At 32.8% G+C, this 14,062-nt stretch carries 19 protein-coding genes; 7 read left to right on the forward strand and 12 right to left on the reverse strand.

Going from position 1 to position 14,062, the window contains the following annotated elements; translation table 11 throughout:
• A partial coding sequence (locus tag P6733_RS17590) for a T9SS type A sorting domain-containing protein (protein WP_306354269.1) occupies positions 1-2,015 on the forward strand: 2,015 nt, incomplete at its 5' end.
• Between the two features lie 207 nt (positions 2,016-2,222).
• Positions 2,223-3,158 carry a tetratricopeptide repeat protein gene (locus tag P6733_RS17595; protein WP_306354270.1) on the forward strand — a complete coding sequence of 312 codons (936 nt, stop codon included), beginning with the start codon at positions 2,223-2,225 and terminating at the stop codon, positions 3,156-3,158.
• A gap of 120 nt (positions 3,159-3,278) precedes the next feature.
• On the opposite strand, the gene P6733_RS17600 is transcribed toward P6733_RS17595, so the two are convergent.
• Both P6733_RS17600 and P6733_RS17605 read right to left on the reverse strand, forming a co-directional pair.
• Complete coding sequence (locus P6733_RS17600) at positions 3,279-4,142, reverse strand: cupin-like domain-containing protein (protein ID WP_306354271.1); 864 nt, start codon at positions 4,140-4,142, stop codon at positions 3,279-3,281.
• A gap of 449 nt (positions 4,143-4,591) precedes the next feature.
• On the reverse strand, positions 4,592-4,957 hold the full coding sequence (locus P6733_RS17605; RefSeq protein ID WP_306354272.1) for a hypothetical protein: 366 nt from the start codon (positions 4,955-4,957) through the stop codon (positions 4,592-4,594).
• Positions 4,958-5,170: 213 nt separating this feature from the next.
• Here P6733_RS17605 and P6733_RS17610 point away from each other — a divergent pair, with 213 nt between their 5' ends.
• Entirely contained in the window at positions 5,171-5,728 is a 558-nt protein-coding gene (locus tag P6733_RS17610; protein ID WP_306354273.1) for a DUF4269 domain-containing protein, read from the forward strand.
• Here the strand turns inward: P6733_RS17610 and P6733_RS17615 are convergent, their stop codons facing one another.
• Together P6733_RS17615 and P6733_RS17620 are read right to left on the reverse strand one after the other, a co-directional pair.
• Positions 5,729-6,136, reverse strand: a complete 408-nt coding sequence (locus P6733_RS17615; RefSeq protein ID WP_306354274.1) for a hypothetical protein — start codon at positions 6,134-6,136, stop codon at positions 5,729-5,731. It lies immediately after the preceding gene.
• Between the two features lie 94 nt (positions 6,137-6,230).
• Positions 6,231-6,551, reverse strand: coding sequence for a DUF3592 domain-containing protein (locus P6733_RS17620; RefSeq protein WP_306354275.1), 321 nt, complete (start codon positions 6,549-6,551; stop codon positions 6,231-6,233).
• A 153-nt stretch (positions 6,552-6,704) separates the two neighbouring features.
• On the opposite strand from P6733_RS17620, the gene P6733_RS17625 reads away from it, so the two are divergent.
• Positions 6,705-7,220, forward strand: a complete 516-nt coding sequence (locus P6733_RS17625) for a nuclear transport factor 2 family protein (RefSeq protein ID WP_306354276.1) — start codon at positions 6,705-6,707, stop codon at positions 7,218-7,220.
• 65 nt (positions 7,221-7,285) lie between these two features.
• Here the strand turns inward: P6733_RS17625 and P6733_RS17630 are convergent, their stop codons facing one another.
• The 7 genes from P6733_RS17630 to P6733_RS17660 all read right to left on the reverse strand — a co-directional run bounded on the left by P6733_RS17630 (position 7,286) and on the right by P6733_RS17660 (position 11,741).
• Positions 7,286-7,822, reverse strand: a complete 537-nt coding sequence (locus P6733_RS17630; protein ID WP_306354277.1) for a YfiT family bacillithiol transferase — start codon at positions 7,820-7,822, stop codon at positions 7,286-7,288.
• Between the two features lie 64 nt (positions 7,823-7,886).
• Complete coding sequence (locus P6733_RS17635) at positions 7,887-8,279, reverse strand: DUF1398 domain-containing protein (protein WP_306354278.1); 393 nt, start codon at positions 8,277-8,279, stop codon at positions 7,887-7,889.
• 25 nt (positions 8,280-8,304) lie between these two features.
• On the reverse strand, positions 8,305-8,961 hold the full coding sequence (locus tag P6733_RS17640; protein WP_306354279.1) for a VOC family protein: 657 nt from the start codon (positions 8,959-8,961) through the stop codon (positions 8,305-8,307).
• 186 nt (positions 8,962-9,147) lie between these two features.
• On the reverse strand, positions 9,148-9,693 hold the full coding sequence (locus P6733_RS17645; protein ID WP_306354280.1) for a DUF4303 domain-containing protein: 546 nt from the start codon (positions 9,691-9,693) through the stop codon (positions 9,148-9,150).
• Between the two features lie 57 nt (positions 9,694-9,750).
• Positions 9,751-10,218, reverse strand: coding sequence for a hypothetical protein (locus P6733_RS17650; protein WP_306354281.1), 468 nt, complete (start codon positions 10,216-10,218; stop codon positions 9,751-9,753).
• 18 nt (positions 10,219-10,236) lie between these two features.
• Positions 10,237-11,115, reverse strand: a complete 879-nt coding sequence (locus tag P6733_RS17655) for a retropepsin-like aspartic protease (RefSeq protein ID WP_306354282.1) — start codon at positions 11,113-11,115, stop codon at positions 10,237-10,239.
• A gap of 62 nt (positions 11,116-11,177) precedes the next feature.
• Entirely contained in the window at positions 11,178-11,741 is a 564-nt protein-coding gene (locus P6733_RS17660; RefSeq protein ID WP_306354283.1) for a hypothetical protein, read from the reverse strand.
• Between the two features lie 115 nt (positions 11,742-11,856).
• On the opposite strand from P6733_RS17660, the gene P6733_RS17665 reads away from it, so the two are divergent.
• The gene (locus P6733_RS17665; protein WP_306354284.1) at positions 11,857-12,243 is read left to right on the forward strand and encodes a DUF423 domain-containing protein; all 387 of its coding nucleotides are present in this window, start codon (positions 11,857-11,859) and stop codon (positions 12,241-12,243) included.
• Between the two features lie 36 nt (positions 12,244-12,279).
• Positions 12,280-12,537, forward strand: coding sequence for a hypothetical protein (locus tag P6733_RS17670; RefSeq protein WP_306354287.1), 258 nt, complete (start codon positions 12,280-12,282; stop codon positions 12,535-12,537).
• A gap of 72 nt (positions 12,538-12,609) precedes the next feature.
• Here the strand turns inward: P6733_RS17670 and P6733_RS17675 are convergent, their stop codons facing one another.
• The gene (locus P6733_RS17675) at positions 12,610-12,747 is read right to left on the reverse strand and encodes a hypothetical protein (protein ID WP_306354285.1); all 138 of its coding nucleotides are present in this window, start codon (positions 12,745-12,747) and stop codon (positions 12,610-12,612) included.
• Between the two features lie 175 nt (positions 12,748-12,922).
• On the opposite strand from P6733_RS17675, the gene P6733_RS17680 reads away from it, so the two are divergent.
• Positions 12,923-13,495 (forward strand): pentapeptide repeat-containing protein, encoded by a 573-nt coding sequence (locus P6733_RS17680; protein ID WP_306354286.1) that lies wholly within the window; start codon positions 12,923-12,925, stop codon positions 13,493-13,495.
• The last annotated feature ends 567 nt before the right edge of the window (positions 13,496-14,062 follow it).

Here is a 14,062-nt window from a genome sequence, read left to right on the forward strand (position 1 = left end):
ATGAACCAACTCCTATGGCTGTAACAGCTGTACAAACGGATGTACCTTGTAATGGTGGTAGTAATGGATCAGCAACTGTAACTGTATCAGGTGGAACTGGAGCATATACTTACTCTTGGTCTCCTTCAGGTGGAACAGCAGCGACAGCTTCTGGACTTACTGCAGGGAACTACACCGTAACGATTACGGATGCGAACAATTGCACGACAACGCAAAACTTCACCATCAATGAACCAACTCCTATGGCTGTAACAGATGTACAAACGGATGTACCTTGTAATGGTGGTAGTAATGGATCAGCAACAGTAACCGTATCAGGTGGAACTGGAGCCTATACTTACTCTTGGGCACCTACGGGTGGAACAGCGGCTACGGCTTCTGGACTTATTGCAGGAAACTACACTGTAACAATTACAGATGCGAGCAATTGCACGACAACCCAAAGCTTCACAATCAATGAACCAACTCCAATCACTGTAACAGCTGTACAAACGGATGTGCCTTGTAATGGTGCTAGTAATGGATCAGCAACTGTAACTGTATCGGGTGGAACTGGAGCCTATACTTACTCTTGGTCTCCTTCGGGTGGAACAGCAGCAACAGCTTCTGGACTTACTGCAGGAAACTACACTGTAACGATTACAGACGCTAACAGTTGTACGACAACGCAAAGTTTTGTTATCAATGAACCAACTCCTATGGTTGTGGTAACATCACAAAACAATGTGCCTTGTAATGGTGCTAGTAATGGATCAGCAACTGTAACCGTATCAGGTGGAACTGGAGCATATACTTACTCTTGGTCTCCTTCTGGGGGAACAGCAGCTACAGCTTCTGGACTTACTGCAGGAAACTACACTGTAACGATTACAGATGCTAACAATTGTACGACAACGCAAAGTTTTGTTATCAATGAACCAGCTCCTATAGCTGTAACAGCAACACAAACAAATGTATCTTGTAATGGTGCTAGCAATGGATCGGCAACAGTAACCGTATCAGGTGGAACTGGAGCATATACTTACTCTTGGTCTCCTACTGGTGGAACTGCGGCTACGGCTTCTGGACTTACTGCAGGAAACTACACCGTAACGATTACAGATGCTAACAATTGTACGACAACGCAAAGTTTTGTTATTACTGAACCTATCGCTGTATTTATTAATACACAACCTTTAAGTAATACTATTACGGCTGGACAAAATACAACTTTTACTATTGGATCAACAAATGCTACTGGTTATCAATGGCAGATGAGTACAAACAATGGTGGAAATTGGAATAATGTATCAAATGGTGGAACAAACCCTCTATTTGCTGGAGCAACAACTGCAACACTTACCTTGACTAATATTCCAAAAATTTATGATGGATACTTATTCAGAGTTTTAGTTAACTCAGGTACTTGTGCGCCATCAACTTCATCATCAGCAACATTAACGGTAAATAATATCCTTATTCAAGCAGTTGATGATAACTTCACTGCAACTCCTGTTAATAATGCTTCTGGTGGTATTGCTGGAAATGTAATTACCAATGATCTTTTCAATTCATTACCAGTAGTTAGTACTGATGTAACGATTACTTTAGTCAATAATGGTGGATTAACTGGTGTAACAATTGGTAACGATGGTAGTGTGAATGTACTTCCAAGTTCAACTCAAGGTACTTACACATTAACGTATTCAATCTGTGAAATTGCCAACCCTGGAAATTGTGATTCTGCAACTGCAATAGTTGTTGTTAGTCCTCCTCTAAGTGTGGGTACATTTGAAACGTTCACTGTTAGTTTATATCCAAACCCTACTATTTCTGAAGTATTCATCAAATTCAATGAAATACATCAAGATGCAAAGGTTCATGTATATGATATGAATGGTAGAAAAATAATGGAACGTCCATTAAGAAGTACTATTAATAGTATTGACCTTTCAGGTTTTGAAGATGGAGTTTATTTATTTGAAATTAATTCTGTCAATGGAAAAACCATCAAAAGAGTGATTAAAAAACCCTAATATTTAATTCAGCTAGAAAATCCCAAATGATTCATTTCATTTGGGATTTTTCTTTTTAAAGAGAATCTGAAGTGTGTTTAAAAAGCAAATATTTTAAATAAAAAACGACACTACACACTATATATCAACACAATACAACTTGTCTCATCTCCATCCCATTTATTCAATAATATTTATATCTTTACCCGCACCTCCTAAAGGATAACTATGTTTTGTCGACAATTAATGCTAGTTTTACTCTTGCTTCTCTGTGTGAATGTAACCGCACAGTCTTCAAAAAATCCTTTGATCCAAAAAGGTTGGGATGCTCTTATCAAAGATCAGGATAATGAGGCTTTTGGATATTTTTCTCAAGCGTATGAAAAAGCAAAAATGGATCATAATACGGCCGATAAAGCAGAAGCATTACTTTCATTAGGTATTAGTTCTTATGGTTCTAGTTTTGAAAAAGGATTACATTATGCGACAAAATCTCTTGAAAATTATACTCAACTCGAGCAAACTGATCCACATTTGTCTAAAGTAGGACGTGGTAAATGCTTACAATTGATCAGTACGATCTATACCCGCCAAGGAAAATATACTGAGGCAATACCCATCTGTCGTGAGGTAATCCAAATTCTGAATAACTTAAATGATCAAAGTGGAACACTTGGTTTGGCTTATTCAAATATGGGTACTCTTTTTGAAAAAATAAAAGAATCTGATTCGTCCATTTGGTTTTATAAACAAGCTTTAATTGATTTTGAAAAATCGGATAGCAAAGCTTATTTGCCATCTGCTTATATTAAAATTGGTGAATATGAACTCAAAAAAAAGCGTGCTGATAATAGTTTAATGTATTTCAATAAAGCTTTAGCAATTAGTAAAGCTACCGAAAATAAACAAGCCGAAGTTTCTTCTTTAAATGCTTTAGGAAATTGGTCCTTAAAGACCGGAAGTAATCATAACGCACAACAATATTTTCAAAAAGCAATTCAGATTGCTGAGTCTCTTTCCGACAAAACTTTTGAACTAAAAACACTTCGTCATCTAATTTCATTTCAAGAGCAACAAGAAAATTATCCTGAAATAGCCCGACTACAAAAAGGAATTACTCGATATTTCTGCTTTACAAACTGGTTTATATTTTGTAGAAATTGAAAATACCAATGACCAAATTTCAATTGAACGATTAATCAAAGAATAGTTTAGGTTTTTAGATTGTATAATGAAAAAGAGATAGGGGGGTTCCTATCTCTTTTTCATTATACTATTGAACATTTACTTTAATAAAGCATTTGTTCTACGGATGGATTCTTCATCTTTGTAATCTAGCCAAGCTTGTCCTTTGCGTTTGCGCATCCAGTTATCATAATATCGAATAACAGCCACATTCGCCAATCCTTTTAAAAGGTTAGTTGGTCTTCCCGCTAATGAGCGTAAACTCAAGGAGAATCCTGGTGTTAAATATTTCATATAATGCCACCAACCTTCAGGCATATAAAGCATTTCTCCGTGTTTAAGATTCGTGATATAAGGTTTCACTTTTTTCAATGCAGGAAACTTCTCAAAATCAGGATTATCAAAATCAATATCTTCGTTACAAATCCAAGAATATGGAAGACGATACATGTATTTCGTTTCCTTAGGATCGACTAATACGCATTGTTTTTTACCTGAAAAATGAAAGTGAAATATGTTTGGGAAGTCAATATCATAATGCATGAATACTTTTGCATTTTCACCACCAAAGAATACTAATGGCAAGCTTTTAATTAATCGAATTCCCAATTCTGGCCACTTCATATCTTCCTTCATGGAAGGAACATCTTTCATCAAATTGTATAAAAAGATGCGTAAATCGGTGGGTCCTTTTTCAAGAATATCAATATACTCCGACATCGTCATTTTAAAATCAGGCTCATTTACTTTCTTAGTATGATCCGTTTTCCGACTATCATATAATGGAACTGTTTTATTTCCTGCGACTTCTCTTAAAAAGTCAAAATCCCATTTGGTAAATGCTGGCCAATCTTCAATTTGGTTGGTAATTACTACAGGTTTTTGAGGTTTGTAATAATTTTCAATAAATTCTTTTTTGGTCAACTTTTCAACTCTCTCAATTTCTATATATTCAAAAGCCATAATAAAGTACTAAATTATTTTAACCACTACTCCGTGAACTAGAAGTGCATTTAGAAAAAGTTGTGGATACTGCTTAAGGGCAGTAATTCGTAGTTCTCACACAACAATTAGAATGTGCAATTTCATAGCAAATTACGATAAAAAATTAGAAATATTAACATATTTTGAAATCAAAAAAAAAATAATTTTTATTGAGAATAAGTAAGTATAGAATCTATTCCAAGAACAAAATACACTTTACAATAATCAAAATAACATAAATATCTAATGCATAACACTATACAATTCAATAACACTAAAAAAATAGTATCATAACATCCGTTCCAAACTATTTTAAAAGAAAAAAACAGGCTAAAAATAGTCTGTTTTTTTCTTTTTTATGAATTGATAAATGTGTCCAAATTTCTCAAAATTTAAAAATCATCAACCAAAAGAATCGTTTTTAAATCTTAAGGCATTATTTCATCGTATGTTTTTTCGTCTATTACTTCATCTGGCTTCACAGGATTGTAATAAATAATTATTTTTTCTCCATTGTTTTTACCTGCAAATGAATTGTCGGGTATTTCAACAGTATGTAATTTATTGTCTTTATCTATATACTGTATCGTCCAGTTTGTGCCTTGTCCTTTCCCTATTCGACCGTTTCCTTCCTGTGCCATAATCGTGGCTTCTACCTTGGTATAACTTTCATATTTTTGCTTTGATTCCTTATGGCTGAAACTTTCTGGTCCATATTTTTTTAAATATAAAAATCCAACTCCTGCTAATACAATAAGGACGATAAAACCTATTTTGGCTACTTTACTTTGCATATTTTCTTGAATTATTATTAATATCTTCTTACAGCTTTACCATACATTATTTTACTGATTATGAATCTAATGCATATTTAAATGTAGGTGTTTTTTTTATGATTCTACATTTATTGTTACTTATTATTTTATAAAAAGATAAAAATGAATATTACAGGAGAATATATAAATTTGTCTAATCTTAAAAAATGATAGACAAAATTCGCTCACATTATGTCGTTGAATTCTAATCCTGGACTTATAGAAAATATTGATTTTACAAAAATTGGGTATTTAAATACTGGGAATGAGAAACAGAAAAAAGCATATCGTCTGTTGCAGAAGAATCAGATTCTTTCAAAACTTTCTTCCTTTGATCCTGTTTTGGTAGGTACTATACCGATCAACATTGATATTGATTCCAGTGATTTGGATATCATTTGTTATTACAAAAACAAAGCTGATTTTATCCAGACAATATTCGAATCATTTGGTCAAGAAAATCAATTCCAATATTCTGAAATTACTATTGCAAATAAGGAGGTGGTTGTCGCTAATTTTTTTATGGATGGTTTTGAAATGGAACTCTTTGGACAAGATATTCCTACTCTTGAACAGAATGGTTATAAGCATATGGTTATCGAACATCAGATTTTGATGGAAAAAGGAGAAACTTTTAGGCAACAGATTGTTGACCTTAAAGAAAAAGGATATAAAACTGAACCTGCCTTTGGTCTATTATTGGGATTGCATACTGATCCTTATACTCAATTATTGGACTATTACTCGTAATTAAGCTAAAGGTACAAGACAACGAACATCGGTATTGTTTTCATAAATTTCCAAACAATATCCGTTTTCATCTATATTGGGTTGTTGTACCAATTTTCGGAAAGTTTCCCCAATGCTGTTGCCATTTTGTTCCCAATTTTGGATCAATTCACTGATGAAAACACCTTCATTCACCGTAAACGTGTCACAACCATATTTTGCACCTTCTCCAGGAAAGGCCTCTTCTACAGCAGCTTTGTAAATAATCCCTTTTGCTCCGTTAGGATAAGAGATTCCATACCAGATTCTTTCTCTTGCTTCAGGCACTTTATCATGTAGCTTTTGAAAAGCTTCTAATATCCCTTCTGGAAATGAAGTTGCAGTAATGTAAAAGAGTGTAATATCTCTTTCGATATAAAATTTTTCCATGATAATAAAGTATTGATTCAATACAAACTTACCACTGATTTTGATCCTCTACATGGCGTAAAAGTGACAATCTAATTGGTGGATTACGACAAATCTAATTCTCCGATTGCATTTCGTTATAGATCTCTTCATTGTACAACAATGTTGGATCCTCAGGATCGTAATAAAACTCAACACTATCTCCTATTTTTGGCGTACTAATGGAAGTGTCTGCATCGTACATTCCCGTTACTTCTTTGCCGTTTTTATCTTTAAATTTTACATTGAACTCTGGTAAATCTTCATTTCCCATTTGAGTCGTATCATTCATTCCTGTAATTATTCCACTGGTTTTAGGCCACTCTAGATTATCTTCGTTTTTGCAACTCACTACAGTAAACAGGATCACTACTATAAATACAGTAAACTTTTTCATCTCATTCGTTTTTAGTTCATTACCAATTTACAAAAAAATTAGTCTTCTTCTGAACTAAACTTTTTTAATTAATAACTAATTCAATTGATCGCATTTCTATTCTTTATTTTTCAGTATTTTCGTTTCTCAAAACTAATTTAATCGATCCAGGGTATGATTACAAGAAATCGTATTACAGCTTTCTATTTTTTATTCATTAGTGTGATAACTTCCTTTACTATACAGGCACAGGAAAAATCCTCTTCTGAATTGTACAAAACCATTATAGCAAAAGATAGTTTACTCTTCACCATCGGTTTTAATACGTGTGATATCAGTCAATTTGAAAATCTAGTAAGTAGTGAATTCAAGTTTTATCATGATAAAGGAGGAATTACTCCCACTAAAGCAGACTTTTTAATTAGTATCAAAAAGTCCATCTGTAATCCTACAAATAATTATAAAATCCGTAGACAATTAATCAAAGGAACTACACAGGTATATCCATTATTTAAAGATGATGTTCTATATGGTGCTATTCAAATGGGAGAACATAGTTTTTATAAAACTGAAAAGGGGAAAAAAGAAACAGAAGGAAGTACTGCCAAATTTACCCATGTCTGGATTCTGGAAAATGGAACTTGGAAATTATCCAATGTATTGAGCTATGATCATCAAGAAAAACACTAATCCTATTTTACCTAATGCATATTGAATTTTCTAACGGTACTTTTATTGCCTTATATCCATTCTCACTATTGCCAATTTTCTCTTTGTTTTAAGCTTGTAATATGGGCTAAATGGTGATTCCCATGCCAAGCGTAAATACCAATATTTTCTTCCAGTGTAATAATCTGATTTCCTGAAGGGTGAATAAACGTTCGTTTTAAATCGGATACTGATAATGATTCTAACAAAACACTCCAACGGGCGTGTAAGCCATCTAACAAGTCTAAAGCTGGTATAATAGAAATCGTATTGGAATCGGCTAACGTTGCCCAACGATCTTCATAATAAGGTCGTATTGTGGGTTGATCTTCGGTCAAAGCCAATTTAAAACGCATCAAACTATTCATATGACTATCAGCACAATGGTTTACAACTTGTCGCACAGTCCATCCACCTGGACGATAAGAAGTATCCAATTGTTCTTCGGTTAAATGCGCTACTTCTTTCCTTAATTTCATAGGGAATGCGGCAATATCCAATTTATATTGTTTAATTTCTTCTCTGGTAAAATTTTCAGGTTTGACAAATTTGCCAATAGGGTACATTAAAGATTCTTCTGTCATAAAATAAATGCTTGTTACAGTACAAAATTAAAAAAGGGTTTGTAATAAATACAAACCCTCGTTACTATACTGTCGGAATTAATTCCAGTTTCATAATATTCTCTACTTTATCATAGTAAATACACATCATATCATCGAGATCCATGACCCATTGTTCTACACCCGACTCGGCGGCATGTTTACAAAAAGTAAGATAATCTGTTTCGCTATGTTGGTGAATCAATAAATAATGTTGGAATTGCAGCGCATCACTTTTGTCTGCAATCTGAAGCGGTTCATATTTCGGACCAGATTCTATTTTATAATCATATTTCCCAAAATAATTGGTATGTCCATCTACAACATGAACATCATAGCGCACTACACCCAATTCAATTAAATCCTGCACATATTGTGGGAAATCTGCTCCGCTCTTTACTTTCGCGTGTTTTTCTTTGATTTGTTCTATGGTAAACATATGCTTGTACTTACTATTCGTTTTTTCAATTTACAATTAATTCCTGATCTTTTCCTGTTCCATTGTCAAAAATAATTTTAGTCCAAAAAGGATTTGCTTTTTCTGTCGTAGGATACCAATTTCTATTTTCATTTACTACAATCAATAGTCCTATTTCATCTCCTAATACTGTAAAATTATCATCACGCGGTTGTTTTGAAAATACTTTCAATCCATATTCATCCATCAGATGGTTAATCAATGTAGGGACATCTTTGGTTACTATTCCTATTTCACTGACAGAAACAATTGATGTACTATCAAAAGGCACACTTGATGCATTATCCAAATCAAAACGGGCAATGAATTCTAATAGATTACCATTGTTATCATAAAAGTAAAATGACTTCGCATTCCACATTACAAAATCGGAAATAGCACTTTCTTTTGTTACCGATAAAATTATTGTTCTACTTTCAAGCCAAGCAAAGGCTTCTTCTAATTGATTTTGGGGAATATCAATAGCCAAATGATAAACAGGATTCTTTTGCTCTGCCGTTACAAAATGTACTTTTGTAGCACCAATTTCAAAAGATACATATTCTTTGTTTTTTTCCAATGTTGGAATATTCAATATGGTATTGTAAAATGATTCTGTAGCAATAAGATTGTTAGTCAATAAATATAATTCTTTGATTTTCATAGGGTCCTTTTTATATAATTATACATTCTATTAATGACAGAAAAATCACTTTTTCTCGTCTTTAATTTGATTTAAAAGTACAATTGTTATCGTCTTAAAAAGTAGGATCATAATATCTTTTCATTATCTCCAAATCGCAAAATCTTATAGTGATTTTCTTATGTTTTATAACAGAGTATACCTTAGCTATTCAGACCAGGTTTTCATCCAATTAAGATATTCCTGATTGTAGTCATTATCATTTAAGCGGTTGATAATTTCGACTATTTTTTCAGTATCAAATTCATATTCTGATACCGAAAATAAAAGGAAAATATCATGTCCCACTATATTCTTAAAGAAGTGTTCTTGTTTTAATTTCTCTAAAACCAAAATACAGGTTTCATACAGTTGCTCTTGAAAATCATCAAACCATTCATCATTCTCTTCATTTTCCAAGACTTCTGTTCGAATGGTAGTACAGATGTTTTCAAAGGCATCATCAGCACCGCGCATTTCATATTTCCACTCTGCGGGTTCAAATTTGTAATAAACGGCATCATCCTGATGTTCTTCAGCATTATCCTCCAGAAATTGTTGTGTATTGGTCGATGGACATACCGTCATGGCACCTTCATCACTATAAAGGGCAAAACCATATATTCCTTCGGCTTTATGCAATTCATACATTTCCAAGAATGCTTTTTTAGTCGCTTCTCGGATTCTTAATTCCAACGTTGAAAAATTAAACATAGACTTTATTTTAGCAAATCGTACTACTCAAATATACCGATTTTGATACAGATATTCTTATTTATTCCATTGAATATGAACTGCTGACATCTTTTCCAGTTCTAATCGATTATCGGGATATACGATAAAATCATTTTTTAGGTAGAATGATAAAGGTGACAAATAAATTGTTCCATCTTTCTTTTTGTCTTGCTCATGATCAATCACCCAGCCATTCAAAGTTGATTCTTTCGATTTCAAATGATTTAATATGGTATGTCCATAACCTTTCCCGTGCAAGTTTCCTGCAATAATGACTGCAAACCATAGAGCTCCTTCTCGTTCAAATGTACTGGACCATGCTACAATTTGATCTTTATCATCGATCATCAAATAATGCGTGATTTTGGAAAGATTGGCTAAATAAGCTTCGAAGCCCTCTACTGCAGTATAATTCAGTTTTTCTGGATATTCTTGATTCCACAACCTATAGATTGCTATTTTTTCCTCCAGATTGAGCTCCTTTCGTTCTACAATAGGTATCATATACATACAATAAATTATCTATTCCGTAATTACAATTTCTTTGGTTGGTATGCTAATGGTTATCTTTTTTCCAAACCAATCGATTGGCATAATCCCATCGTAAATTAAACCATCTACAAATTGTACTTTTTGCTGTTCTACAGCAATCGATGCATTACTATCCAAAGCTAACTTTGCAACAGTGGTAGTATAGATGTTATTTTCATGGTTGGCTTTGAAATCACTTTTAAACGTTTTCTTCTGCACCTTCAATGTGTCCGAAACATCAATATTCAAAGGCGATAAGTAACGAGAATTGATTCTGAAAATATTTTTACCTGCTCCACTATCCAGAATAAATTGTCCTCTGTGTGTATCGTTCAATTTTACAAAACAAGCAATATCAATGGATATATTTCTAGAATCTTCTACTTGAATTGGAACTATTGTTTTTGCTGATTTTTTAATTTTTGCCAATTGTTTCGTCTCTTCAATAATCAATACACTTTTTGCATAATCAATCGTTACAATTGCATTTTCAAAGTTTTTCAATGAGATAATTCCATCCAGATCTCCCCAATTCAAATCTAAATAAGTTAAAGTAGGTGCCTCATAACGGAACTTCCCAATTTTCAAATGCTGTGCTTTGTATAATTGCACATCCAATCGGTCGCCTGTCGCTCTAAAGGCAGTATAAAAAAGACCTTCGGTTGTTACATTTTTTAATTTATCATAAAACGTCTTTGTAACCAAATTCAATCCTGCTCCCGTATCAAAAATAAATTTCCCATCCACATCATTAATCGATACTTTCACTACAATATGACCACTCGGTGTCATTGTAAAGGGAATTGCTTCTTGTGCTTGTACAGTATAGAAACTCAAAAACAAGGTAAATAGGATAATAATTTTTTTCATAATGATACTTTAAATGATTTTATGGTTCATTTCAAAAATACATAATCCTTGCCACATAAAAATTATTCTGGCGTATTCAAGACTACTATTTCTCTTTTAATCTGTAGAAACGTTTTATTGCAATAGATCAACTGCTCTAGGATTTCTTTACGTAAGACATTGATATCATCATGCAGAATATGCTTCGCCCAAACGGTAGTTTCAAACAAGCTCCTCATTTGCTTTACCACCGCCATGGTTTCACTGGAATTACGCAAAATAGCTTTTTGATCATAATTAGAATTCAGCTTATGTTCGAACGATACGGTTTCAGTAGCATAATCTACCGCAACATAAAAGAGGTTCTCCTGATCATTATTTGGAAAAAAATCAGTCCAAAGTGCAAATCCAACTTTCAGTCGGGAATCTTTTTTCTCAGGCAAAGCATCCAAACGCCATCTACAATTCGCCGCTCTGCCCCAATGATTTGACAATCGGTACACTCCGTCCTCGACAAAATAATAACTACTCCCCGATTTACTCTGATGATGCCATAGCTTGGCTTCCACACTGGAGGCAGGAACTTCTTTAAAAACACAAAATGTATGTTTGAAAAAATTATAACGATTGTAAACCTTTGTATTCATACTCAAAGATACAATCTCCAACGAAATGTACCACTGTAAAATTCTACAATTCGATCGCTCAGAATACTACTCCATACTAAATACATTGTGTATCTTTGCATCAAATAGAATTGGAATGAAAGAATTTGTTTTCACAGTAGCCGGAATATATGGTGCATTGGCAGTCATATTTGGTGCTTTTGGTGCACACGCTTTAAAAAAGACCTTTACGGACGATTTATTAAAGAATTTTGAAACAGGAGTAAAATACCAAATGTATCATGCCTTAGTATTATTGTTTATTGGAACACAATTTTCATTTACTACCACTATAGAACAAACGATGGCATATAGTTTTATAATTGGTATCTTCTTATTTTCTTTTAGTATCTATGGCTTATGCCTCAGCAGTGCTAAAAACAAAAAACTACGCTTTTTAGGCCCTATTACTCCTTTAGGCGGATTACTCTTGGTTTTGGGATGGGTATTGATGATTGTTCAATTCCAACAAAACCTTTCATAAAAATTAAATTTACACGAATACCTAATATAGTATAGCATATTGGAATCCAACGAAAATAAAAAAGCAATCAAAGGAATTTACACCGGCGTAATTGCAAAAGATGAGAATAATAATTTCTATTGTGGTGAATACCTTTTAGATTATCAAATGACGATGGCTAACTTTGCGGTTGGAGATGAAATTACCATTCGTTCTACTATTGTGAATCCAAGTGATAAGACATTTAAGGATTACCCTAAAAAGTCCAAAAATTTTGTGGCTGTAAAAGGAATAGATGAATCAATCCGCGATTAATCACGTACTGATATATACTAAAAAATCCCGAAGTAGCACTTCGGGATTTTTTGTTTTTGTTCCTGATTGAAATTATTGTTCGTTGAACTTTCTCATAATTTCTTTCAATTTCTCTTTGCGTTCAATTTCAGCATTCTTAATGCGTGCTTTCTTTTGATCGATTAGCTTTTTATGCTTTTTTATATTGTCTACGTCTTGTTTATTTTTCATAATCAATTCTATTGAAATAATGGTATTCTTTTGCTACAGCAGTGCAAAGGTACAATTCTTTTTTATTTTGATTCAATCGTCGTCAAATAGTGCATTAAATTTCCATTAATTATCTAAAAAACTATTATTTATAAACTCAAAATGATAGCTTTGTAATTCATCAAATTTTACAACAATGGCGGATAATTATATTTTAGATTTAGAAATTAGGGATATGGTTTATACCGAAAATGATATTCTATTTAAAGAATACGAACGTTGTACATTCTATGATTGTGATTTTTCTGCTTGTAATTTCCTTGGTGTAGCCTTTATCGACTGTAATTTTCACAACTGTAATTTTGAACAGGCGAAGATTAATTATATTTCTTTACGCCGAGCAATTTTCCACGACTGTAAGTTTAGCGAAGTAAACTTTGCCATGTGTGACCCCCTACTGTTCGAAATTCATTTTAAAAACTGCAATTTAGATTTTGCTAAATTCTATAATTTAAAAATGAAAGGGACAACCTTTACTGACTGTAGTATAATAGCCGTCGATTTTATGAATGCTGATATTACAGAAGTTCTATTTGACAACTGTGATTTACACAAAGCAGTTTTCATTAATTCTATTGCAAACAAAGCCGATTTCTCTACGAGTTTCAATTTCTCCATTGATCCCGACAAAAACAAACTCAAAAGAGCGCTATTCTCAACTGCAGGCTTAAAAGGTTTATTGGAAAAACACGATCTTATTATAAAATAAGAAACTATTCTCTATTCCAGCCTCAATAACATCTTACGAATCAAGGGTTAGCATTGATAAATTTATATTATTTATCAAATGCACTATTCACAAGCCCTGACGACTTATAGTATTCATATATCATCTATTGTATGGTTTTCCATAAGATACTTCGCTAGTAAAAAATAAAATTTGCATTTATTGTTTTTTAGTCTAAAAACACACAATTATGTATTTTTTATGATTTAACACAAATAAATATCAATTTAAAGCCTTATTTCAAAACTTACTAAGAATACAATAATCTTACCTCTATTCAACTACTGAATTATGCAAAAAACGAATATTATTCTCAGTATTTATATTCATTTAATGAATATTTGATATTATTTTACCGTTAAAACCAAGCTTCGTTACATTTTTTGTTTAATTATAAAAAATATTATTCTTACATTTGGCCACCCCTACAGATTAACAATTTTATTTTTCATCTTATCATTTTAAAATTTATGACTAAAAAATTACTTACTGTAATCCTTTTGCAGCTAGGATCGCTAACTGTTTCTGCACAAGATGTTCTTTGGGAGA

The organism is Flavobacterium aerium (assembly GCF_030766725.1).
Taxonomy (GTDB): Bacteria; Bacteroidota; Bacteroidia; order Flavobacteriales; family Flavobacteriaceae; genus Flavobacterium; species Flavobacterium aerium.